At 76.7% G+C, this 21,362-nt stretch carries 18 protein-coding genes and 3 tRNA genes; 7 read left to right on the forward strand and 14 right to left on the reverse strand.

Annotated elements, in window-relative coordinates:
- Nucleotides 1–100: 100 nt before the first annotated feature.
- The 4 genes from KGD84_RS13165 (at nucleotide 101) to KGD84_RS13180 (ending at nucleotide 4,991) form a co-directional block, all read left to right on the forward strand.
- Nucleotides 101–343 (forward strand): thiomuracin/GE37468 family thiazolyl RiPP peptide, encoded by a 243-nt coding sequence (locus KGD84_RS13165; protein WP_220560607.1) that lies wholly within the window; start codon nucleotides 101–103, stop codon nucleotides 341–343.
- 40 nt (nucleotides 344–383) lie between these two features.
- Nucleotides 384–3,083: a lantibiotic dehydratase family protein gene (locus KGD84_RS13170; protein ID WP_220560608.1), complete on the forward strand. Its 2,700-nt coding sequence runs from the start codon at nucleotides 384–386 to the stop codon at nucleotides 3,081–3,083.
- Complete coding sequence (locus KGD84_RS13175) at nucleotides 3,080–4,042, forward strand: lantibiotic dehydratase C-terminal domain-containing protein (RefSeq protein ID WP_220560609.1); 963 nt, start codon at nucleotides 3,080–3,082, stop codon at nucleotides 4,040–4,042. Before KGD84_RS13170 ends, KGD84_RS13175 begins: the two co-directional genes overlap by 4 nt.
- A 160-nt stretch (nucleotides 4,043–4,202) precedes the next feature.
- Nucleotides 4,203–4,991 (forward strand): 2-keto-4-pentenoate hydratase, encoded by a 789-nt coding sequence (locus KGD84_RS13180; protein WP_255646510.1) that lies wholly within the window; start codon nucleotides 4,203–4,205, stop codon nucleotides 4,989–4,991.
- Between the two features lie 101 nt (nucleotides 4,992–5,092).
- Here KGD84_RS13180 and KGD84_RS13185 read toward each other — a convergent pair whose 3' ends face one another.
- The gene (locus KGD84_RS13185; RefSeq protein WP_220560610.1) at nucleotides 5,093–5,764 is read right to left on the reverse strand and encodes a TetR/AcrR family transcriptional regulator; all 672 of its coding nucleotides are present in this window, start codon (nucleotides 5,762–5,764) and stop codon (nucleotides 5,093–5,095) included.
- A 279-nt stretch (nucleotides 5,765–6,043) separates the two neighbouring features.
- Between KGD84_RS13185 and KGD84_RS13190 the strand changes: the two genes are divergently transcribed.
- Complete coding sequence (locus tag KGD84_RS13190) at nucleotides 6,044–6,502, forward strand: nitroreductase/quinone reductase family protein (RefSeq protein WP_220560612.1); 459 nt, start codon at nucleotides 6,044–6,046, stop codon at nucleotides 6,500–6,502.
- A gap of 78 nt (nucleotides 6,503–6,580) precedes the next feature.
- Here the strand turns inward: KGD84_RS13190 and KGD84_RS13195 are convergent, their stop codons facing one another.
- The 6 genes from KGD84_RS13195 to KGD84_RS13220 form a co-directional block, all read right to left on the reverse strand.
- Nucleotides 6,581–7,747 carry a thiolase family protein gene (locus KGD84_RS13195; protein WP_220560614.1) on the reverse strand — a complete coding sequence of 389 codons (1,167 nt, stop codon included), beginning with the start codon at nucleotides 7,745–7,747 and terminating at the stop codon, nucleotides 6,581–6,583.
- Between the two features lie 376 nt (nucleotides 7,748–8,123).
- On the reverse strand, nucleotides 8,124–9,131 hold the full coding sequence (locus KGD84_RS13200) for a phosphatidylinositol-specific phospholipase C (protein ID WP_220560616.1): 1,008 nt from the start codon (nucleotides 9,129–9,131) through the stop codon (nucleotides 8,124–8,126).
- Between the two features lie 157 nt (nucleotides 9,132–9,288).
- Nucleotides 9,289–11,598, reverse strand: a complete 2,310-nt coding sequence (locus KGD84_RS13205; RefSeq protein WP_220560617.1) for a transcriptional regulator — start codon at nucleotides 11,596–11,598, stop codon at nucleotides 9,289–9,291.
- A gap of 1 nt (nucleotide 11,599) precedes the next feature.
- Nucleotides 11,600–11,672: transfer RNA gene (locus KGD84_RS13210), tRNA-Glu, on the reverse strand.
- A gap of 40 nt (nucleotides 11,673–11,712) precedes the next feature.
- Nucleotides 11,713–11,785, reverse strand: a tRNA-Ser gene (locus KGD84_RS13215).
- Nucleotides 11,786–11,803: 18 nt separating this feature from the next.
- Nucleotides 11,804–11,876, reverse strand: a tRNA-Met gene (locus KGD84_RS13220).
- 222 nt (nucleotides 11,877–12,098) lie between these two features.
- On the opposite strand from KGD84_RS13220, the gene KGD84_RS13225 reads away from it, so the two are divergent.
- Nucleotides 12,099–13,949 carry an AfsR/SARP family transcriptional regulator gene (locus KGD84_RS13225; RefSeq protein WP_220560618.1) on the forward strand — a complete coding sequence of 617 codons (1,851 nt, stop codon included), beginning with the start codon at nucleotides 12,099–12,101 and terminating at the stop codon, nucleotides 13,947–13,949.
- Nucleotides 13,950–14,072: 123 nt separating this feature from the next.
- Here KGD84_RS13225 and KGD84_RS13230 read toward each other — a convergent pair whose 3' ends face one another.
- The 6 genes from KGD84_RS13230 to KGD84_RS13255 all read right to left on the reverse strand — a co-directional run bounded on the left by KGD84_RS13230 (nucleotide 14,073) and on the right by KGD84_RS13255 (nucleotide 19,087).
- The gene (locus KGD84_RS13230) at nucleotides 14,073–14,543 is read right to left on the reverse strand and encodes a S26 family signal peptidase (RefSeq protein WP_220560619.1); all 471 of its coding nucleotides are present in this window, start codon (nucleotides 14,541–14,543) and stop codon (nucleotides 14,073–14,075) included.
- On the reverse strand, nucleotides 14,540–16,465 hold the full coding sequence (locus KGD84_RS13235) for an ABC transporter ATP-binding protein (RefSeq protein ID WP_255646511.1): 1,926 nt from the start codon (nucleotides 16,463–16,465) through the stop codon (nucleotides 14,540–14,542). Before KGD84_RS13235 ends, KGD84_RS13230 begins: the two co-directional genes overlap by 4 nt.
- The gene (locus tag KGD84_RS13240) at nucleotides 16,455–17,585 is read right to left on the reverse strand and encodes a TlpA family protein disulfide reductase (protein ID WP_260697218.1); all 1,131 of its coding nucleotides are present in this window, start codon (nucleotides 17,583–17,585) and stop codon (nucleotides 16,455–16,457) included. Before KGD84_RS13240 ends, KGD84_RS13235 begins: the two co-directional genes overlap by 11 nt.
- Nucleotides 17,586–17,600: 15 nt before the next feature.
- Nucleotides 17,601–17,786: a hypothetical protein gene (locus KGD84_RS13245; protein ID WP_220560623.1), complete on the reverse strand. Its 186-nt coding sequence runs from the start codon at nucleotides 17,784–17,786 to the stop codon at nucleotides 17,601–17,603.
- A gap of 184 nt (nucleotides 17,787–17,970) precedes the next feature.
- Entirely contained in the window at nucleotides 17,971–18,165 is a 195-nt protein-coding gene (locus KGD84_RS13250; protein ID WP_220560625.1) for a hypothetical protein, read from the reverse strand.
- A gap of 169 nt (nucleotides 18,166–18,334) precedes the next feature.
- Nucleotides 18,335–19,087, reverse strand: coding sequence for a hypothetical protein (locus KGD84_RS13255; RefSeq protein ID WP_255646512.1), 753 nt, complete (start codon nucleotides 19,085–19,087; stop codon nucleotides 18,335–18,337).
- 227 nt (nucleotides 19,088–19,314) lie between these two features.
- Here KGD84_RS13255 and KGD84_RS13260 point away from each other — a divergent pair, with 227 nt between their 5' ends.
- Nucleotides 19,315–20,169, forward strand: coding sequence for a zinc finger Ran-binding domain-containing protein (locus KGD84_RS13260; RefSeq protein WP_220560626.1), 855 nt, complete (start codon nucleotides 19,315–19,317; stop codon nucleotides 20,167–20,169).
- 251 nt (nucleotides 20,170–20,420) lie between these two features.
- Here KGD84_RS13260 and KGD84_RS13265 read toward each other — a convergent pair whose 3' ends face one another.
- Nucleotides 20,421–21,194 (reverse strand): nucleotidyltransferase domain-containing protein, encoded by a 774-nt coding sequence (locus tag KGD84_RS13265; RefSeq protein ID WP_220560627.1) that lies wholly within the window; start codon nucleotides 21,192–21,194, stop codon nucleotides 20,421–20,423.
- Nucleotides 21,195–21,362: the final 168 nt, after the last annotated feature.

A 21,362-nucleotide genomic window follows, 5' to 3' on the forward strand; every position in this document is an offset into this window, starting at 1 on the left:
CGCCCGTCACCTGGTTGAACACGATTGACCGGGACCGGCGGCCTGGGGATCCTTCCTTGCAGCAAGCCCGACCGCGGGCTTGGCAAGGAAAGGAGGAACCATGGCGACCCAGCGGAACGCGGCACGGTTCGACATCGACGATCTCCCCGTCGACGTGTTCGACCTCGTGGCCGACGGCACCGTGGGCGAGTCGCTCGCAGCCGGCCACGGCATGACCGAGTACGACGCCTCGCGCGCCTACATCACCTGCAACTGCTACGCGAGCTGCACCTGCGGAGGCAGCTGCGGCAGTGGCGGCGGTGGCTGCGGCGGCGGCAGTGCCGCGCCGGACAGGCCCCTCTGATCGATCGGTCCCGTGTCGCTGCGGAAAGGAAGGTTGCAGGGTGGAGCCTCCACCGACGATGTACACGCACGGTGATGCCGCAGCGGCCGTGACGGATCCGGTGCGGCCCGGCCCGGCGGTGTTCCGCCGGGCCGGGCTGCCCAGCGGGGTCCTGGACACCCTCCGTTTCCCCTCCACCGGCCGGGCCGTCGACGAGATCCTCGCGCGGCGGTCCGCCGTGGCCGAGCGGGGCCGGTCCGCGGCGGACGCCCTGCACCCGGTCATCGGCGCCCTGCCCGAGCGGGAGCCCCTGCGGCCGCGGCTCGTCGGGCTCCGCCGGGCGCTGTACCGGGGACGCCGGCCCACGGCCAAGGAATGGGCGCCCGACCTCGCCGACCGGTTGCCTGCCGGGCCGGCCCGCGACATCCGGCGCTGGCTGGCGGACCTGGACGGCCTCCGGTCGGCCGAGGCGTCGCTGGAGCGCGTCCTCGACGCCGAGGCGGCCGAACGCCGGGACCTGCTGGTCGGGACCGCCGCCGACCCGGCGTTCCGGATCGGCCTGGACGTCTCCAGCCCCGCGCTCGCCGCGGAGCTCGACAAGTGGCTCGGGGATCCGGCGCGCTCGCCCCGGCCGCGCACCGTGTCCACACTCGCCCGCTACGTGGCCCGGGCCGCGGCCAAGACGAGTCCGCTGAGCGCCTTCCTGACCAGCGGGCCGGTCGAATGGGCGGCCGACGGCCCCGCGGTGGCGGTCCACCCCCGGCAGGCCCTCGGCGTCCACGAGCTGGCCGAGCACGGGCTCAGGGAGAGGATCGCGGAGCTGGCCGCCTCGCGGCCCGGTCTCCGCGATGAGGCGGTGCTCAGGCTCAACCCGACCGCCGGGCGGGACGGCGGGACGATCGGCTACATCGGCCCCACGGCCTCCCAGGCCCCCTGCTCGATCCCCGCCCGCCCGGCGGTGCTCGACGTCGTCGCACTGCTCGGGGCCGAGGCGGCCGGACTGCCCCGCCGGGAGCTGCGCCGGCGCCTGTGCGGCGGTGACGCCGAACCGGCCGAGCAGGTGGACGCCTTCATCGACCACCTCCTCAAGGCCGGGCTGCTCGTCCGCGTCGTCCCCGTGTCCCGGTTCGAGACGATGCTCGGCGACTGCGCGGCGTGGCTGGACGACCGCCGCCCGGCCGACCCCGGAGCCGGAGCACTCGCCGACGACCTGCGGGAACTGGACCGGACCCTCTCGACGCGGGTGCCGCCGGACCGGGTCGAGCCCTACCGGGAGCACCGGCGGCGGGTGATCGGACAGGTGCGGGGGCTCGCCGCCCACGCACCGGCCTCCGACCCGCTGGGGGCGTACCTCGCCACCAGGACGATCAACGGCCTGCGGGACAGCGCCGTGACCCCTGGACCGCTGGCGTCCTGCTCGGTCCCCGCCTGGGAACCGGTCCTGGACGACCTCGACGCGCTGCGGCGGTGGCTGGCGCCCTTCGCGCTGTGGCTGCCCGCCCGGCTCGTGCTGACCGAGCTGCTGGGCGAGGCCGTCGCGGCGCGCGGGACGATGCCGCTGGTCCGCTTCTACCGGGAGCTGCAGAAGGCCCGGAAGGCCACCGGCGACATCTACCGGGAGCTGAACGCGTGGCTGGCGTCGCCCACCGCCATGTCGGCCCGGGAGAGCGCGTGGGAATCCGTGCGCCGGCTGGCGGGCGTGTGCGATGCGGCCACCGCCGCCATCGCCCCCTACCCGGTCTCGGGCCCGGTGCCCGCGCCCACGGGCGCCCCGGCCTGGCCGGAACCGGTCGTGGTCGGAACGGAGCGGCTGCGCACCGCCGCGGCGGGTTTTCCCGCGTGGGTCCCGCCGGTGCGCTCCCTCGACGCCGCCGTCCAGGTCGTGCCCGGCGACGGGCCCGGGCCGGCCGTCGTGGTCAACACGGTCATGCCCGGGTTCGGGGCCGTACGGGCCCGGATCGACCACCTCACCGGCCCTGGCCGGCTCCAGGGGCCCCCTCGCTTCCCGGACCTCCCGGGAGGTCCGGTCTACGCCTGTTTCAGCGACCGGTTCGGCCTGTCGCTCAACGACCACCGGCAGGTGCTGCCCTACACGCTCGGCGACGCCCCGATGCGAGTGCCGGGCGACCGCGACACGACCCTGGCGGTCGACGACCTGGTGGTGCGCGTCGAGGAGGAGACCGGGCTGCTGGCCCTGTGGTCGCGCCGCCTCCGGCGGCCCGTGCGGGTGGTCCACACCGGCATGATGGTGTCCCTGTGGCAGTACCCCTTCTCCCACCTGCTGTCGATCCTCTCCGGTGAGGTGCTCACACCCGCACCGGCTCCGCCCGTCACGGCCGCGGCCGGCCTGCGCCGCGACCGGCCGCGGCTGACCGCGGGAGGGCTCACCCTCGTCCGGGGCGCCCGGCGCTTCCCGGTGTCCGAGGTCCCCGTGATCCGTCCGGGGGAGCGGAGCGGGCGGTACCTCCTCCGGCTGGAGGAGTGGCGCCGAACGGAGCGGCTCCCGCAACGGTGCTTCCTCACGCTGTGGCGGACCTCCGAGGAGGGGCCGAGGCCGGCGTCGACGAAGTGGCGCAAGCCGATGTACCTCGACTTCGGGAGCTGGTTCCTGGTCCAGGGCCTGGTCGGCGTGCTCCAGCGGCCGGACGCGGGGGAGGTCGTGTTCACCGAGGCGCTCCCCGACCCCCTGGCGCCGGGGTCCGGACCGGACCCGCACGTCGCGGAACTCGTCCTGGGCGTGAGCGGGGACGGACGGCCGTGACACGACCGCACCGCGCAGGCGGGGGGAGTCCGGCACCGGCCCCGGAGCCCCGTTCGTGGCTGGGCGTCCACGTCTTCTACGACGGGGACCTGGACGCGGTGGCCGGCGACCTCGTCGGCGACATCACGGCCCGGCTGGCCGCCGAGGAGGCGGCCGAGGGCCTGTTCTTCCTCCGGCACTGGGAGGCCGGGCCGCACGTGCGGATCCGTGTCCTGCCCGGACCGCGCCGGACCGGCGACGCCCGGCGCATCGTCACCGGAGCGGCGGAGGCGTTCCTGGCCCGGCGTCCGGCGCCCTCCCTGGTGGGACAGGCCGAGTACGAACGGTACGCGCCGGCCTTCGCGGCGGCCGAGGAGGCGGCCGGGTACGAACGCCGCCGACGGCCGAACAACTCCCTCGCCGAGATCCCCTACCGGCCGGAGACCGGCAAGTACGGCACGGGCGCCGCCCTGCACGCCGTCGAGGACCACTTCGTCCGGTGCAGCGCGGTGGCGCGGGAAGTCATCGGCGCCGACCCGCAGGGCGGGCGGCGCGCCGCGACGGCCTTCGCCCTGCTGGCGCTGGCCTGGTGGACGGCGTCGTCGTCGGGTGGCGCCCCATCCGCACCGGTCTCCCCGCCGCGCGGGGTCCCCGAACCCGCCGCGGCCCCGGCCGACCTGTACCACCGGCGGCGCGACGCGCTCCTGGACACCCTGGCCAGGACGCGGGACCTCGCCGCGGCGGCGCGCGGCCGCCCGGCGGGCACCCTGGGCACGTGGGCGTGGTCGGTCGCGGCGGCCGTCGACGGCCTCGGCGACCCCGCGCGGGCACGGCGGGTCCTGGACCACTGCGCCCACCTGGCGTGCAACCGCCTCGGGCTGGACGCGTCCCGGGAGCTCACCCTACGCCGCCTCCTCCACCTCGCGGCCGCCGACCACTTGTCGGCCGGCCGGTCCGGCGGCCCCGCGTCCGCGACATGACCCGGCCCGCTGACAGCCCGGAACCCCGGCGGGCAGGGCGTTCCGGGCGGAACGGCCGCCACGGTACGGTGAGGCGACCCGGCCGAGGAGCCCCGGGGCGGGGGACGCCCCTCCGGGGCCGCGAGACCGGCCGTGCCCGCGTCGCGGAGAAGGAGACCGAGTGACCCTGGACGAGAAGACACGGCGCGAGGCCGCCCGGGCGCTGCGCGAGGCGGACCTCTCCGTCCGCCCGGTGGAGCCCCCGAGCCGGACCCACCCCGGCCTGGACGTCGCCGACGCCTACGACATCCAGCTGCGCAACATCGCCGCCCGGCTCGGGGAGGGCGCCCGCACGGTCGGCTACAAGGTGGGCCTGACCTCCCGCGCGATCCAGGAACTGCTGGGCGTCGACGAACCCGACTTCGGCCACCTGCTCGACGACATGGTCGTCGAGGACGGCGCGACCGTGGACGCCTCCCGGTACTGCGCCCCGCGGGCGGAGCCGGAGATCTGCTTCCGCCTCGCCCGGGGCCTGCGGGGCCCGGGGGTGACCGCCGCGGACGTGCTGGCCGCAACCGACGCGGTCGCCCCCGCGCTGGAGATCGCGGACAGCCGCGTCCGGGACTGGGAGATCACCCTCGTCGACACCGTCGCCGACAACGCCAGCGCCGGCGCCCTGGTGCACGGCCCCTGGACCCCCCTGTCCGAGGTGCCCGACCTCGCCGCGCTCACCGCCGAGCTGTACATCGACGGCGAGAGCGTCGCCCGGGGCGAGGGGAAGGCCGTGCTCGGCCATCCCGCCGAGGCCGTGGCCTGGCTGGCCGACGGCCTGGCCGGTATCGGGGCCGCCCTGGAACCCGGGCAGGTGGTCCTGTCCGGATCCATCACCACCGCCCCCTTCGTCACGGCGGGCCACCGCGTCGAGGCGCGCTTCGACGCCCTCGGTACGGTCTCGGTGTCCTTCTCCTGAGGCGCCCCCCGTGAGCGGACGCCCGGCCGTGGCCGCGGGGGGCCGCGGCCGGGGTGCTCTTCCGGCCCTCGCGGTCCGGGCCGCGTCGCGGGGAGGGAGACCTACCGTCCGGCGGCGCGGCGGCGTTCCAGGCCCTCGAGGATGAGGTCGAGCGAGAACACGAACTCCGCGTCGTCGTCGCAGCCGCCCAGGGCGCCCTCGTGGGCGGACCCGGTGATCATCTCCGCCACCCAGGGCATCTCCGGCGCCAGCGCCGCGGCCTGGGCGGCGGCGACCTCGGGCGGGGTGTCGGCGGCGCCGTCGTCGAACAGGTCCTGGCTGAACCCCAGGATGCGGCTGCCCAGGGCGTGCAGGGCGTGGTGCGTCAGCTCCAGGCTCAGGCCCCCGCCGCGCAGGATGCCCAGGACGGTGTCGACGTAGCGCAGGGCGGCCGGGGTCGGCTCGGGCCGGGCCTTGATGACCTCGGCGGTCCAGGGGTGGCGGAGCATCGTGCGGCGCGCGGCCAGCATCTGCTCGCGGGCGGTCTCCACCCAGGTCGCCCCCGGTCCGACCCGTTCGATCCCGGCGACGACGGTGTCGGTCATGAGGTCGAGCAGGCCGTCCTTGGCGCCGATGTGGCGGTACAGGGACATCGGGTCGACCCCGAGCTCCTGCGCGATCCGCCGCATGCTGACCGCCGCCGGGCCGTCGGCGTCGGCGACGCGGATCGCGACGCCGACGATGCCCTCCCTGGTGAGCCCCGCCGGGGCCGTCCTCGATCGTCGCGTCGTCACCCGCCCCAGTCTAGGCCGTGTTTTTTGAACCTCCGCTGCGCTTTGGTTCGTGCTCGGCACCCCCTGAGGGCGGGAACCTTCGGCCCCTCCGTCGCAGTCCTCGTTCCTCGGACCGCTCCTCCGGGGCCTCCAGAACCCCGCCGGGCGCCTCGCCGACCCTCAGTGGCACAGGAGAGCGGTAGGTCTTAGGCACCCATCCGTTGACCGTGTGCAGGCGTCGGTCTACTCTGTAGGTCTACGGCGTAGGTCTACGCCGTAGACGACCCGAGGAGGGTGACGATGACGGATCGTGAGAAGACCCCCGCCCCGCCGCCGCGCTGGTTCGTCCGCAGTGTCTGGACCGGCCACCGGCTGCTCTTCCGCACCACCGGCCGGGGGCTGTCGCGCCCCCGGCCGGGCGACCGGATGGGAATGCTGCGGCTGCGCGTCCAGGGCCGCCGCACCGGCCGCGAGCGCGCCGTGATCCTCGGCTACCACCTGGACGGGGACTCCTACGTCACGCTCGCGATGAACGGCTGGGCCGAGGCCGACCCGGCCTGGTGGCTCAACCTCCGGGCGCACCCGAGTGCCGAGGTCGACACCGTCGACGGCACGTTCGGCGTGGTCGGCCGCGAGGCGGCGGGCGAGGAGCGCGAACGCCTCTGGCGCCGGTTCGACGACTACCGGGGCTGGGGCGACATCGACGCCTTCTCCGCCCGCCGCCCGCACACCCCCGTCGTCGTCCTCGACCGCCGCTGACCCGCACCCGGGCCGGGCCGCCCGCACCCCCGGCGGCCCGCCGGGCGTTCGCGGCGGCGGGCCCGGTCCTTCCGGGACTCAGAGGCGCTCGAAGACCGTGGCGTTGGCGAGGCCGCCCGCCTCGCACATCACCTGGAGCCCGTAGCGGCCGCCCGTCTGCTCCAGCACGTTGAGCAGTGTGGCGGTCAGCCGGGCGCCGGAGGCGCCCAGCGGGTGGCCGATGGCGGTGGCGCCGCCGTTGACGTTGACCTTCGCGGGGTCGGCTCCGGTCTCCTTCTGCCAGGCGAGCACCACCGGGGCGAAGGCCTCGTTGACCTCGAAGGCGTCGATGTCGTCCAGGCGCAGTCCGGCCCGGGCGAGCACCTTCTCCGTGGCCGGGATGATCCCGGTGAGCATGTACAGCGGGTCGTCGCCCACGACCGCGAAGGAGTGGACGCGGGCGCGGGGCCGCAGGCCCAGGCGGCGGGCCGCCTCCTCGCCCGCCACGAGCACGGCGGCCGCGCCGTCGTTGATGGGGGAGCTGTTGCCCGCGGTGATCCTCCACTCCAGGCCGGGGAAACGCCGCTTCCAGTGGTCGTCCTCGAAGGCGGTGCGCAGCCCGGCGAGGATCTCCGGGGTGGTGTCCGGGCGGACGCTCTCGTCGGTGCGCAGGCCGTTGACGGGGCTCACCTCGGCGTCGAACCGGCCCTGCGCCCAGGCGTCGGCGGCCCGCCGGTGCGAGGTCGCGGAGAACTCGTCCAGGAGCCCGCGGTCCAGGCCCCAGCGCTGCGCGATGAGTTCGGCGCTCACCCCCTGGGGGACCAGGCCCTCGGGGTAGCGCTCCCCGACGCCGGGGCCGGTGAAGTCGCGGCCCAGGGACTGCGAGCCGATGGGCACGCGGCTCATGGACTCCACACCGGAGGCGATGGCGAGGTCGTAGGCGCCGGCGATGACGCCCTGGGCGGCGAAGTGCAGGGCCTGCTGGCTCGACCCGCACTGGCGGTCGACGGTCACGGCGGGGACCGATTCGGGGAACCCGGCGGCCAGGGCGGCCCACCGCGCGGTGTTCCCCGACTGCTCGCCGACCTGGCCGACGGCGCCGCCGATGACGTCGTCGATCCGGGCGGGGTCGATCCCGGTGCGCTCCACCAGCGCGCGCAGGACGTGCGCGTGCAGGTCCACGGGGTGGACGTCGGCGTACGCGCCCCCCGGCCTGCCCTTGGCGATCGGGGTGCGGACGGCGTCCACGATGACGGCGGTGGTCATGGCGACTCCCTTGTTGCGCGGCCTGTGCGGTCACCCTAACCGAGAGGGTTTGATTTTCAAACCCTCGGTGGTGTCTTCGGAGCCGCCGAAGGAGTCGTGTCGGGAAGTGCCGGGACCGTCACCGTCGATAACGGACAGTGCGAGACAAGGGCCACAGCAGCCCCTCATGCCCCACGGGTTTTCCAAAAGCGTTCACGTTCACTCCCTCGTATTCCGTAAGGTGTCATTCGGGACCCGGAGGTCCGGAGCGGGACGGTGTGGACGGACGCCCCGCCCGGGCCCCGGATCCCACCGGTCCCGCCGGTGCCGGCCGTGCCCTAGGGCGGACGGCGGTCGGCCCCGGCGGGCCGGGCCCCCGGGGGGCGCGCCCCCGGGCTCACCCCGTGTTGCGGGCCAGGACCAGGTCGATCAGCTCCCGGTCGGGGAAGTCCATCACCACGATCCCGGTCCGTTCCAGGGGCGCCTGCCGCAGGTGGGCGACCGCGTAGGTGTTGACCCCCCGCGATCCCAGGAAGCCCCAGGCCACCTCGCGCGGATTCGCGAACGGGGCGCCGCTCCCGCTCAGGTGGTTGACGTACAGCGTCCCGGGCGACCCCGCCGCCGCCTTCTCCAGGTGCGCGCGCACCTTGTCCCACTTGGCCGGGATGTCGAACAGGGTGGGCACCTGGTAGGCGTCCTGGATGTCCGTCGCCGGGCCGTTCCACCCGATCCCGTAGTCGCGCGAGGCCGCGAAGTCCTGCACGATGACGATCCGCCCGCGCACCTCGCCCAGGTCCGGCACGTACGCCCCGCCCTGCGCCGGCGGCCGCCACAGGCGCTCGCCCAGGATCCCCCGGGTGCCGGGGTCCTCCTCGATGTAGTGGTCCAGTGTCTCCTGGTAGCTGCGGGTGTTCTCCTCCTCGGTGTGCTCCTTCTTCATCCGGATCAGCACCGTCTCGGTGGGGTTGCGGTCCAGGAACGCGTCGATCGCCACGACCACGTCGGTGAAGTTCAGGTGCAGGTACTCGGCGCCGTGGTGGATGGGGAAGGAGTCCCGGTAGTGGCGGGTGCGCACGTCCAGGAAGCGCACGCCGGCGTCGAGCTGCTCGGCGATGGTCAGGTCCTGGGTGCGCGACCACACCGTGCCGCGCCAGGCACCGCTGTCGTGGGTGCCGGGGATGGACAGCTCCGCCAGGCCCGTGCCGTCGGGCAGGGAGCCCATCCACCCGGCGGGTTCGGCGGCGGCCACGGTCTCGGCCGCGGCCGGGGCGGGGGCCATGAGGCCCGGCAGGACGACCAGGGTGACCAGGGCCGACCACACCAGGGACAGGGGCGAGGGGCGCGGGACGGCCGGGGCTGGGGCCGGGAGGGCAGGGGAGGGGGAGGGGGCGGACGCGGGGAGCATGGGGTTCCTCCGTTCGCGGGGGCGGGCGCGGGGGAGCGCCCGGTCCCGTCCACACTGCCACGCGGAGGGCGCCCCCCACATCCCCCTATCGCGCCGGGGACCGCGCGCCGTTCCCGCCCGCCCCCGAAGGGAGCGGACGGCGCCCCCGGCCCGGTCCTCAGAAGCGGTGGCGGTTCCGGAGGAGCGCCTCGGGGGCGATGTCCAGCATCCAGTGCCGCCCCACCGTCCACCCCAGGAAGCGCCGGGCCTCCCCGTCGCCGCGGGCCGGGAGGGTGTGCCCCTCCACCGCCGCGCGCAGCCCGGCCAGTGCCGGGGCCAGCCGCTCGCGCACGTGGTAGGGCGGGTCGGCCTCCTCCATCCAGGCCAGCACCGCGCGCTGCTCCCGCGGCGTGCACCGGGACAGCAGGAACACGGTCTGCCGCCAGGCGAACGCCGCGTTCTTGACGTGCGCGAGCGCGTCATAGACCCGGGGCAGCGCGCCCAGCAGCCGCACCGTCGTCCGGTGCGCCCGCCGTGCCGCCGCCTCCCAGCCGTCCCGCGGCCGGGACCCGGCCGCGACCAGCGCCGCCAGGTTGTGGGTGGTGAGGATCTGCGCCTGCTCGATCACCGTGCCGTTGCCCGGCACCGTCCGGGGCGGGTCCCCGGCGCGCTCCCGGCACAGCCCGGCGAAGGTCTGCTCTCCGCCGGAGCGCTTCTCCTCCAGTGCGAACACCCGGGCGCAGTCGATCCCGTAGTACCGGGCGTACAGGGTCCCCTCGACCACCTCGGCGGCCCGCCGGGCGGCCCGGGTGAACTTGGCCGAGAAGGTGCCCATGAAGATGTCCGAGGCCAGCTCCTCCACGAACGGGAAGTCCACCTGCGACGGCGGCACCCGCCCCTCGGCGGTGCGGGCCAGCCCGTTCAGCTCGCTCACCAGCGGGTTCGGCGTGATGGTCCCGGGGAAGCAGGTCAGCGCGGTGTCGCCCACCCGGACGATCACGCTGCGGGCGGCCTCCCGGCGCACCTCGGCGGACCCGTGGTGGCGCTCCAGTTCCCGCACCCAGGGCAGCTCCCCCTGCCGCACCTGGGAGGCCAGGTGGAGCAGCAGCAGGGACCGCCGCCGCGCGAACGCCTCGTGGTTCGCGGCGACCAGCCGGGCCGCCGCCGGGTCGCCGACCGCCGCCGACTGCGCCTCGGCTGCCAGGGCGGGCACCAGGGCGGCCAGCACCTCGGCCGAGGGGACCACGCCCAGCTCCACCAGGTCCTCCGGCGGGGCGATGACGGCCTTCTCCACCCGGGCGCGCAGCGGCCCCGGGATCGCGGAACCTGCGGCGGCGCCGGAGTCCCGTGCCTCCGCGGCGGAGACGGGGGCCAGGGCGGCGTCCGGGTCGGGCACCCCGGAGTTCTCCGGCAGGGCGGACAGGCGCTCGGCGAGCAGCGCGGCCAGCACGTCGTAGGTGGGCAGCGCCGCCTGGCCGGCCTGCCGGGCGCGCAGTTCGGCGTGCCCGGCGGAACCGGGGACGCCGCGCTTGGCGGTCATCGCGGCCACGGCGCACCGCAGCAGGCCGCGCCGCCGTGCCCCGAGCACGCCGGACCCGGCCGGGTCCACGGCCTCGCGCAGGGCGGCCAGCAGGATCGCGAGGTTCTCCTTGGGCCTGCGGTGCTTGGTGCACAGCGTGTGCTCGGCGGCCAGCCGCCCGTACTCGTCGAGCAGGGCGGCGCCGCGCGCGGCCCACCCGTCGGGGCGGTGCGCGTCCACCCCGGTCCCGCCGTCCGCGGCGGTCTCCAGCCAGTGGGCCAGGACCCGGTCGGCGAACGGGTTCCACACCGCCAGCGCCTCCTGCTGGACGCCGGGCGCCCCGGAGCCCCGGGCGGCCACCGCGGCCAGGGTGTCGCGCACCTCGCGGACGGAGTAGCGGAACACCGCGCCCGGCGGCAGGTCCCGCACGGGGGCCGGGCGCGGGGTGAGGCACAGGGTCGCGGCGAAGGGGTCCAGCTCTGCCAGCAGCCGCAGCGCGGCGGCGGTGTCGCCCGCGCGCAGCAGCCACACCACGGTGAGCAGGGCCGCCTGCTCGGGCTGGTCCACGGCGTAGCCGCCACTGTCCAGCAGCGCGCCCAGGTGCTCCAGGCCCGCCTCGGTGAGGTGGTGGGCGTACAGGGCGGCGCGGTCCTCCCGCAGGCCGTGCCGGCGGACGAGGTCCAGCTCGTGCGGGCGCAGCGGCCCTCCGGCGGCGGCCTCACCGGTGGCGAACCCCCCGTGCGCGACCTCGGGGGTGACCCAGGCGGGCAGGCCCCTGACCGGCGTGCGCGAGCCGACGGACAGCAGCCCGGAGGCCATGCCCGCCGCGACCCGGCGCCAGGTGGCGGCGCGCCGCTCGGCGGCCCTGCGCACGGCGGGGTCGTCGTGGGCCGCGGCGGTGGCCAGCTCCTTGAGCAGGCGGCTCGCCGGGTACCCGGGGTTCGCGTGTACGGGGGTGGTGTCGTCCATGCCGGTGCGGTGGGTTCCGCCCCCACGCCCTCCCGGTTGAGAGCCGGGCGCTCTGCTGGCTGAGCTACACACCGTGTGGGCCGACGCGCGCGGTCGGGAGCGCGCGTCGGCCGGCCGGTACGGCGGGTCCCGCCCCCGCTCCCTCCCGGACTCAAGCCGGGCGCTCTCCTGATTGAGCTACGTACCGCCGCCCCTGGCGGGGCCGTCGACGTGGCGGGCCCTGCCCCCGCGACCTCCCGGTTATGAGCCGGACGCTCTCCTGACTGAGCTACACGTCGTCGATGGGGGAACCGTAGCGCGCGGGGCGCGGTACGGGGAAACGCTTTTCCGGACCCGGCTCCGCCCCGCGCGGCCGATGCTCCGCGTAGCCGGGGTGTCGCGCGGAGAAAGCCCTGTTGACGGCGCATTGGACGAGAGGTAACGTGCTTGGGAGCGCTCCCAAAGTTGGTCGTCCTGCCCCCGGGCCACCGCTCCCCGCCTCCCTCCCCCCTGGAGGACCCATGGGACTGCGATTCGGGCTGCTGGGCCCCACCCAGGTGTTCGCCGGACCCCGAGAGCTCGACCTCGGCACCACCAAGCAGCGGACCCTGCTGGCCGCCCTGCTCCTCCGGCCCAACCACGTGGTGCCGCTGGACGAACTGGTCACCGCCCTGTGGGACGGAGAACCGCCGCGCTCGGCCGTGGCCAACCTGCGCACCTACGCGGCCCGGCTCCGGCGGCGGATCGGCGACCCGGGGCGCATCCTCACCCGCCACCCCGGCTACCTGCTGCGCGTCGAGGGCGGCGAACTGGACGTCACCGCCTTCACCGGGCACGCCCGCGCGGGCCGCAGCGCCCTGGACGGCGGGGACCTGGTCCGGGCGGAGGACGAACTGGCGGCCGCCGTGGGCCTGTGGCGCGGCGGCGCCGCCGAGGACGTCCCCCGCACCCTCGACCTGGCCCCGCGCCTGCAAGCGCTGGAGGAACTGCGGCGCGCCGCCGTCGAGGACCTGGCCAGGACCCGGATCCTGCGCGGCGCGGGGGCCGGGCTGGTCGGCGAGCTCCGGGCCGGAGTCGCGGCCGACCCCCTGCGCGAGCGCCAGTGGGCCAACCTCATCCTCGCCCTCCATCACGCCGGGGACACCGCCGGGGCGCTGGACGCCTTCCACTCCGCCCGCGCGGCGCTCCGCGACCACCTGGGCCTCGACCCGGGGGAGGAGCTGACCCGGCTGCACCGCTCCCTCCTCGACCGGTCGCCCCCGCCGGTCCCGCCGATCCCGCGGCAGGTCGCCGCGACCCGGCCGGTCCCCCGCGTCGACGTCCTGGTGGGCCGGGACACGGAGCTGTCCGCCCTGGCCGAACTGCTCGCCCCGGGGCCCGCGCCGGTGCTGGCCGCCGTGCACGGCCCGGTGGGCAGCGGGAAGTCGGCCCTGGCCGCACGGGCGGCCGACGAGGCGGAGCGGTGGTACCCGGACGGGCGGCTGTGGGCCGACCTGGAGGCCTCCGGCCACGGGGGGAGGCCGCGGACGCCCGCGGACGTCCTGGCCGAACTGCTGCACGGGCTGGGGGTGGACCCGGCCCGCGTCCCCCGGGGGGTGGACGGGCGGGTGCGCCTGCTGCGCGAGCGCGGCGCGGGACGGCGCCTGCTGCTCGTGCTGGACAACGCGGCCGACGAGGCGCAGGTCCGGCCCCTGGTGGCCACCTGGCCGGGGGCGGGGACACTGGTCACGAGCCGCAGGCACCTCAGCGCGCTGGACGGGGCGGGCCACGTCGGGGTCGGCGCGCTGCGGCCCGGCGACGCGGTCGCCCTCCTGGCCCGCATGTGCGGGGCCGCGCGCGTGGGGGCCGACCCCGGATCGGCGGCGCGGATCGCCGCCTTCTGCGACCACCTGCCGCTCCCGCTGTGGATCGCTGGCCGCAGGCTGCAGGCGCGCCGGGAGTGGCCGCTGCGGGCGTTCGCCGACCTGCTCGACGACGAGCGCCACCGGCTGGACGCCCTGGTCTGCGCGGACCGGTCGGTGCGCGCCGCGTTCGCGAGCGCCGTCGCCCCGCTGCGCTGCGCCGCCCGCGCCACCGAGCGGTTGGCGGCCGACCTCTTCGAGCGCCTGGCCGCCCGTCCGGCCGGTGCCTTCGGGCCCGGGGAGGCGGCGGAACTGGCGGGCTGTGACACCGTCACCGCGACCGCGGCCCTGGGGTACCTGGCCGACGCCCGCCTGATCGAGCCCGCGGGCGACAACCGCTACCGCGTCACCGGGCTGCTCCGCCTCTACGCCTCCGAGCAGGGGGCGCGGCTCCGGAGGGGGTTCGGCGTGGCGCTGCCCCACCGGGGTGCGCGCCCGGTCCTGGCGGTCTCCGACGGACCGGCGGTCTGACGGCGGCCGCCCGGGCCGCTCCGGGGGCGGGGGAGCGGTCCCGGGCGGCCCCGCGGGCACCGGGGAGCGGCCCCGATCGGGGCCGTGTGCGGGGCCGGTGCCCGGCCTGCGGGCGCGGGGCGCTCAGGCGGAGGGTGTGCGCGGGCGCGCCATGCGGCGCCGGACCACGCCCAGGAGGCGCCGGGCGGGGACGTACCCCCACACCCGGGAGTCGGCGCTCAGGGCGGCGTTGTCGCCGAGCACCACCATGCGGCCCGGCGGGACGGGCGCGCCCGGGGCCACGCCCGCCGCCCGAGCGCACACGGCCGGGGTCGGGTCGCCGGGCAGCGCCGCCACCCTCTTGACCATCCAGCGGTGGCCGGGGTCCGCGCCGGCGGGCCACGGACCGGCCCCCCGCGGCACCTCCAGCACCACCACGTCGCCGACGCGCAGGTCGGCCGTCCGGCGGCGGCGGACCAGCACGCGGTCGCCGTCGGCCAGGGTCGGCGCCATGCTCGGACCGGACACGTCCACGGCCACCAGCGTGCGGCGCAGCCACCACAGCACGCACCCCGCGGCCGCCACCGCCGCCGCGACCGACAGCAGGGCGGTCACCGCGCGCTCCCCGCCGGGTCCGGGGCCTGCCCGTCCGCGGTCCATTCGTCGGCGGCCTGCCCGTCCGCGGCCGGGTCCTCGCGGTAGCCGCGGGCCTGGAGGCCGAACATGCGGGCGTAGACGCCCCCGGCGGCCACCAGTTCGGCGTGCGTGCCCGACTCGGCCACCCGGCCCCCCTCCAGGACGACCAGCAGGTCGGCGTCGCGCACCGCCCCCAGCCGGTGGGAGACCAGCAGGCTCGTCCTGCCGCGGCGGTGCTCGCGCAGGCCGGTGTGCACGGCGTACTCGGCCTCGGCGTCCAGCCCCGAACTGGGCTCGTCCAGGATCAGCAGGTCGCGCCGCCCGCGCAGGTAGGCGCGGGCCAGGGCCAGCCGCTGCCACTGGCCGCCCGAGAGCGGCACCCCCGGCTCGTCTCCGGCGTCCGCGCCGCCGTCGAAGAACAGCCGGGAGAGCAGGGTGTCGTACCCGCGCGGCAGCCCGGCGACCATCCCGTGCGCGCCCGCCCGCTCGGCGGCCTCCCGCAGAGGGGCCCGGTCCCCGGACTCCAGCACCCCGACGTCCCCGAGGCCGATGTTCTCCCCGGCGGTCAGGTCGTACTCCATGAAGTCCTGGAACACCGCGCCGATCCGGTCGCGCAGGGAGGCCGGGTCCAGGTCGCGCAGGTCCACGCCGTCCCACAGGATCGCCCCGCGCTCGGGGTCGTACATCCGGCACAGCAGTTTCACCAGGGTGCTCTTGCCCGCCCCGTTGCCGCCGATGAGCCCCACCGAGCGCCCGTGCCCGACGGTGAAGTCGACGCCGCGCAGCACCCACGGGTGGTCCGGGGAGTAGCGGAACCAGACGTCGCGGAACTCGATGCCTTGGCGCAGGGCGGGGGCCGGGCGCGCGGCGGCGCGCACCGGCAGATCCGGTCCGCCGTCGACGACCGCCAGGTAGTGGCCGAACATCAGGAGCTCGTGGTGGGCCATGGTGATGTCCCGGACCACGCCGGCCATCGCGGCCTGCACCCCGGCGACCGCGGCGACGAACAGCGAGACGTCGCCGACCGAGACGCGCCCGTCGGCCGCCGCCGACACCGCCCACACCAGCCCGGCCCCCGCGATCACCGCCGACAGCGCGCCCAGGCCGCCCTGGGCGCCCAGCACCCGGCGGTCCATGCGGCGGTGCTCGGCGTTGGCGGTCCGCCGCTCCCGCGCCATCCGGTCCCGCAGGAACCCGGCCGTGCCGAACAGGCGCAGCTCCTTGGCGGCCCGGACGTCGGACAGCAGGCCGCGGAAGAAGATCTCGCGGCGCTCCACCGGCCCGATCCGCCACATCATCGCCGCCCGGCCGCGGGACAGGCGCAGCTCCACGGCCAGGGCGGGGACCGCCGACAGCAGCACGGCCGCCGCCATCCACGGGCTGACCACCAGCAGGGAGCCGAGGAAGCCGAGGATGGTGACGGCGCCGCCGGCGATCGTGAACACGCTGTTCACGACCACCCCCGGGGTGCGGCCGCCGGACTGCTGGGCCAGCCGCAGCCGGTCGAGGAAGGCGGGGTCCTCGAAGCGGGCCAGCCCCGTGAGGCGTTCGGCGGCGGCGAAGAGGCGGTCCTGGGACACCAGGGCCACCCGCCGCTCGACCTCCATCGTCAGGTAGTGCGCCGCGTGCGGGGCCAGCGTGACGACCACCCCGGCCGCGGCCAGGCCCGCCGCCACCGCCGCGAGCCGCCCGTCCGGGGTGCCGGGGGCGACGATCATGTCCAGGGCCAGCTTGGTCAGCCACGCCGTGGCGACCGGCACCCCGGCCTGGACCAGGACCAGCAGCCCGTACCCGGCGGTCAGGTGCGGCCCCGCCCGCCAGGCCAGCGCGAACGCCGAGCCGACGGTGCGGGCGGCGGCCCGGGGGCCGGAGGGCCCCTCCGGCCCCGCGTCAGACCGCAACGGACTCGTCCAGGTCGGCGGCCAGGTAGCCGCTGGCGAGCACCCGTCCGGTGGAGTCCAGGCGCAGGAAGGCGGGGAAGGCGCGCACCCCCAGGGCCTCGGCCACGGGGCCGGCGGCCCCCTCGACGACCACGCGGGCGACGGGGGCGAGCCGCCGGGCCTCCTCCTCCACCTCCCCGGGGGACCCGGCGAGGACGGCCAGGACGTCGCCGCGGCCGCCGGGGAAGGCGGCGGCGCGGTCGAAGAAGAGGGGCAGCTGTTCGGCGCAGGCCCCGCAGCCGGGGGAGAAGACCGCGACCAGGGTGGGGTCGGCCAGGGAGTCGGTGCCCACCGTCCCGCCGTCCTCGGCGGTGGCGGTGAAGGGCGCCGAGCGCTCCCCGGGGGCGAGCACCGTCCGGTCGGGCATCCCGGCGGTGGACAGGTTCCGGATGAGCTCGGTGTGCTCCTTGAGTCTGCGGATGACACCGACGGTCAGGAGGAGGTCGAGCAGGCACAGCGCGACGGCCAGGACGGCGGCGGCGAGGGCGACGACGGTCATGGTGAGGTCCGATTCCCGGGTCTGAGAGGGGTGAACAGGTCGAGGAGGTCGTCCAGCAGCAGGAACGGCAGGGCGCGGCCGCCCCGGCGGCGGTGGCGACCGCCGCGGCGGCGGCCCCGGCGGGCTGCGGGTCCAGGGCGGCCGCCGCCAGGTCGGCGGCACCGGCAGCCGAGCCAGGAGGAGGTTGCGGACCACGTGGGCCGGGCGGATCGGGTGCCCCGCGGCGCCGAAGCAGGCGCAGGGGGCGCGGTCCCCCCGCCGCAGCGCTCCGACCAGGGCGGCCGTGAAGGCGGAGAGCAGCACGAGCGCGCACAGGAGGTAGGCGGCGGGCGCCGACACCAGCAGCGCGACCGTCGCCGCCTCGGCGGCCAGGACACCGGCCGCCGCGGCGCGGGCCCCCGCCCGGCGGGGGCCGCCGGGCGGGGTCAGCGCCCTGACGGCCCGGGCGGGGGCCAGGCGCTCCACGGCGGACACGAAGTCCCGCCGTGCGGAGCGGCCGCGCAGCTTGCCCAGGACGGAGGCGGCCAGGACCACGGCCAGCAGCGTCCGGGCGGCGACCAGGAGGGAGAAGAGGGAGAACACGGGTGTCCCGCCCGGTCAGCAGGCGCTGTACCCCGTGCAGTAGGAGCCTCCGGGGATGCCGCTGCCGGTGCAGCAGTACCGGCGGTAGCAGGGGCTGCTGATCGGGAGGTACTCGTACCAGCAGACCACGGCCGACGCCCGGGCCCGGGGGACGAGGCGGGACAGCAGCCGGTCGCTCACGGAGGCGAGTCGTTCGAGCATGGGGGGCTCCTCGGGATGCGGTGGGACCGTCGTCCGCCGCCCCGCCCGGCCACAGGGCCGGACGGGGCGGCGACGGCTGCGCGCCACGCTAGGCACGGGGCCGATAAACCGGATACATCCCCGATACATCGGCTGGCCGCGTGCCACGCGCGGGCCGGGAGCGGGTGCGGCCGACGGGTCCGGGTCAGCAGGGGCGGTAGGGCGAGCAGACGGTGGCGCCGTTGGTGCCTCCGCTGCCGGGGACGTTGCAGCAGGAGCGGCGGATGCACGGGCTGCTGATGGGCGCGTACTGCCACCAGCAGTAGCTCGCCGACGCGGTGGCGCGCGGGACGAGGCGGGACAGCAGCCGGTCGCCGGCGGTTCCGAGGGTTCGGAGCACGGTGATGCCTTTCCGGGAAGGTGCGCGGTCGGGACGCCCCCCCGGGCCGGATACGGCCCGAGGGGTGGTGCGCAACGCTACGAACGGCGGCGATAAACCGGATACACGCCGGATACACGCCCTGGAAGGGCGGTCGGGAGGGGGCGGACCGCCGGGAGGGCCGGGCCGCTCAGGCGCTCGACTCCAGCCCGTAGGGGGTGGAGAACCGGGTCGCCAGCGCGAACACCGCCGTCGGGTCCGGCAGCGGTCCCCGGTCCAGCAGCGCGGCCAGGGCCGGGCACCAGCGGGCCCGGCCCTGCACGGCGCAGGCCAGCACGCCCAGCAGCCGCAGGGACAGGGCCAGGTCGGCCAGGTGCGGTGCGGGGCGCTCGACGGCGGCCCCGGGGGCGAAGGCGCGCAGGCCCAGCTGCTCCTGCTTGGCCCGGGCCAGGGCGCGGGCGACGCGGTGCTCGGGGGTGGGCCGCAGGTCGGCGAAACCGTCCTCGGCGATACGGGGGAGGGCGCCGGCGGCGACGGCGGCCGGGGACTCGCAGGCCCGGGCCAGGGCCTCCAGGGTCGGGCAGTCGGCGCGGTGCGACGGAGAGCAGACCCGGTGCCGGCACGGGGCGGGGAGCAGGGAGGCGAAGCAGTCCAGGGCGGCGCGGGCGCGCGGGGTGAGCCAGCGGCGCACGCGCTCGGCGTTGCCGGGGGAGTCCGCGGCGGACGGCCAGGCGGTGGGGAGCAGGGCGCTCAGCCGGGGGCCGTTGCGGCGCGGCGCGCGCAGGGGGACCGGGCGGCGCGCCCACGGCCCCGGGGAGCTCCGGCGGGACAGGGCGTGCGGGGTGTGGTCGGAGCAGGGCGGGACCAGGCGGGGACGGCGGCAGCGGCCGCCGCGGAGGGTGGGACCGTCGCAGGGGCGGGCGCGAACAGGGTTCCGGGCCATGCCTTCGAGGATGTCCGGCCTGCGCGGACGCGTCCATGTCCCCGGCGGTGAGGTTCCCGGGACGGACGGTAAGGGGCGCGGGGCGGCCGGGACCGGCCGCGGTGACGGGGGTTTCGGGAGGGTTCCCCGTGTCCTGCGGGGGTACCTCCCGAGCGCGCGGATTCCGGGAACACGGCACGCTCCGGGATCCGACGGCGTACGGTGGGGCCGAGCGGGGGAGGGCACCCTTGGCGGAAGGTGACTGGCGGTGCGGCGTCTGCGCCGCTCCCAACGAGGCGGCGGTCCGGGCCTGCCTGGTGTGCGACACCGTCCGCACGGCGGCCCGTCCCGCGGGCCCGGCGGACCTGCTGGCCGAACCCGTGGGGGCCGACGCGTTCCACGCCCCGGTCCCGCCGCCGCTCGCGGCGCAGGACCCGCCCCCGGTCCGTGTGGTGGAACCCCCCGGCCTGCCGCTCCGGAGCCCGGCTCTGGGGCCCGGCCCGGCCGGACCCCTCCCGACGGCGCCCGCCGTGCCGGTTCCCGCCGCACCCGTGCCCGACGTTTCCGTGCCCGCCGAGGACGGCGGCGCGTCCGACCCCGGCGGAGGGGGACGGGAGCCGGTGACCGAGCCGCTGCCCGTGGTGGGCGGGCGCTCGCGCGACCGGCCGCGGGTACCGCCCGGAACGGTGCGGGCGCTCGCGCTCGGAGCCCTGGGGCTGGCCGCCGTCGCGCTCTGGTGGTGGCCCGACGGTGAAGGGCCCGACAGGGCCCCGTCCGGCCCCGCGGCCCAGGTGCCCTGCCCCGACCGGGTCGCCGAGCTCATCCCCGGTTCGGGGGACGGGCCGCTGGTGGAGTCCTACGAGACCTCGCGGCACCGGATCGTCCTGTGCGCCGACGGCACGGGGGACCTGTACTACTTCGGGGAGTTCCTGGACGGCACCGGCGAGCCCATGGTGGTCCCCGCGCGGCGCGACGGGGACGGATACACCGCACAGGCGGGGGAGACCCGCTACGAGATCTCCGGCGGCCGGGTCGCGGTCATCGGCGGCGACGGCACCGAGCTGGCCCGCCACGACCTCGTGGAGGTCGATCCCGGGCGGTGAGGCGGCGGGCGCACCCCGCGGGGCGCGCCCGGACGCACGCCCTAGCGGGTCTTGATCAGCGTGGCGATGAGACCGGAGACGATCATCATCGACAGGCTCACGCACATCAGCACGAAGGCGATGGTTCCGATCACGGTGGGGCTTCCTCACGTTCCTTGCCGGCACTCACCCGGCGTGTACCTCTACGGTGGGCCAGCCTATCCCGCCCTCGGCGGACCGCCGCGCCGGGGCGCCCGTCGCGACCTGTGCGTTCACCCCCGGTCCCAGGACCTCCGGTAGGCGTCCACCAGCCAGGCGTCGGCCCAGGCGGTGTCGGGCTCCTCGGGCAGGTCGGCGCTCTCGCACAGGGCGGCCAGCCGCTCCTCCAGCTCGCCGGCGCGCGCCAGAGCCTCGGCCCTGGTGTGCTCGCCGCGGCGCAGGGCGAGCAGCCACTCCCGGTCGTCCGCGGGCATGGGCAGGGTGATGCGGCCGGTCTCCATCAGTTCCACGCCCTGGAGGCCCAGCCGGACCATGTGATAGGCGAACTTGGTGTCGAACCCGTGTTGCTCGACGAGCTCGGGCCGGTTGGTGTGCTTGCCGCCGCGGGTGCCCTCCAACCGGTCGCGCTGGGCGCGCAGGTAGCCCAGGAACCGCCGCCCGGCGCTGCGGGACACGATGCGGTCGGCCCGGGAGCGCAGGTCGCGTCCGGTGTCGGTGATCCCGACGATCTCGTCCTCGGGCACGAACAGCGGCAGCAGGACGGTGGGGTTGCCGTCCAGGGCCAGGCGCATCCACTTGCGCAGCGAGTACACGGTGAGGTCGAGGTCGCCGGGCCCGGAGCGGACGTGGTCGTCCTGGGAGCGGTACATGTACTGCTCGAACCCGCGCAGGCCGATGACGTACTCGGGGGGCTCGACGCAGATCCCCATTTCGTCGCGGTCGTTCTGGCCGGGGAGGCCGAGTCCGTGGACGCCGGAGCCCACCTGGCAGCGCAGGACGGTGTGCTTCGCGGCGATCTCGGCGAACTCGGGTGACGCGTGCTTCACGGGCGGCTCCAAGGGTGGGGTCATCGGAAAACTACCGGCCGGGCGGCGGGGCCGCCCGTGATTTTCGCACCGGGCATCCCGACAGGGGGCGCATGTCCTTAATGCGAAATATTTGAAGAATGTGAGTCGAGGGACCGTCGGTACTTGCCCGCGGGGCCCCGGAACCGT

The sequence above is a fragment of the Nocardiopsis changdeensis genome (genome assembly GCF_018316655.1).
GTDB classification, from domain to species: Bacteria; Actinomycetota; Actinomycetes; order Streptosporangiales; family Streptosporangiaceae; genus Nocardiopsis; species Nocardiopsis changdeensis.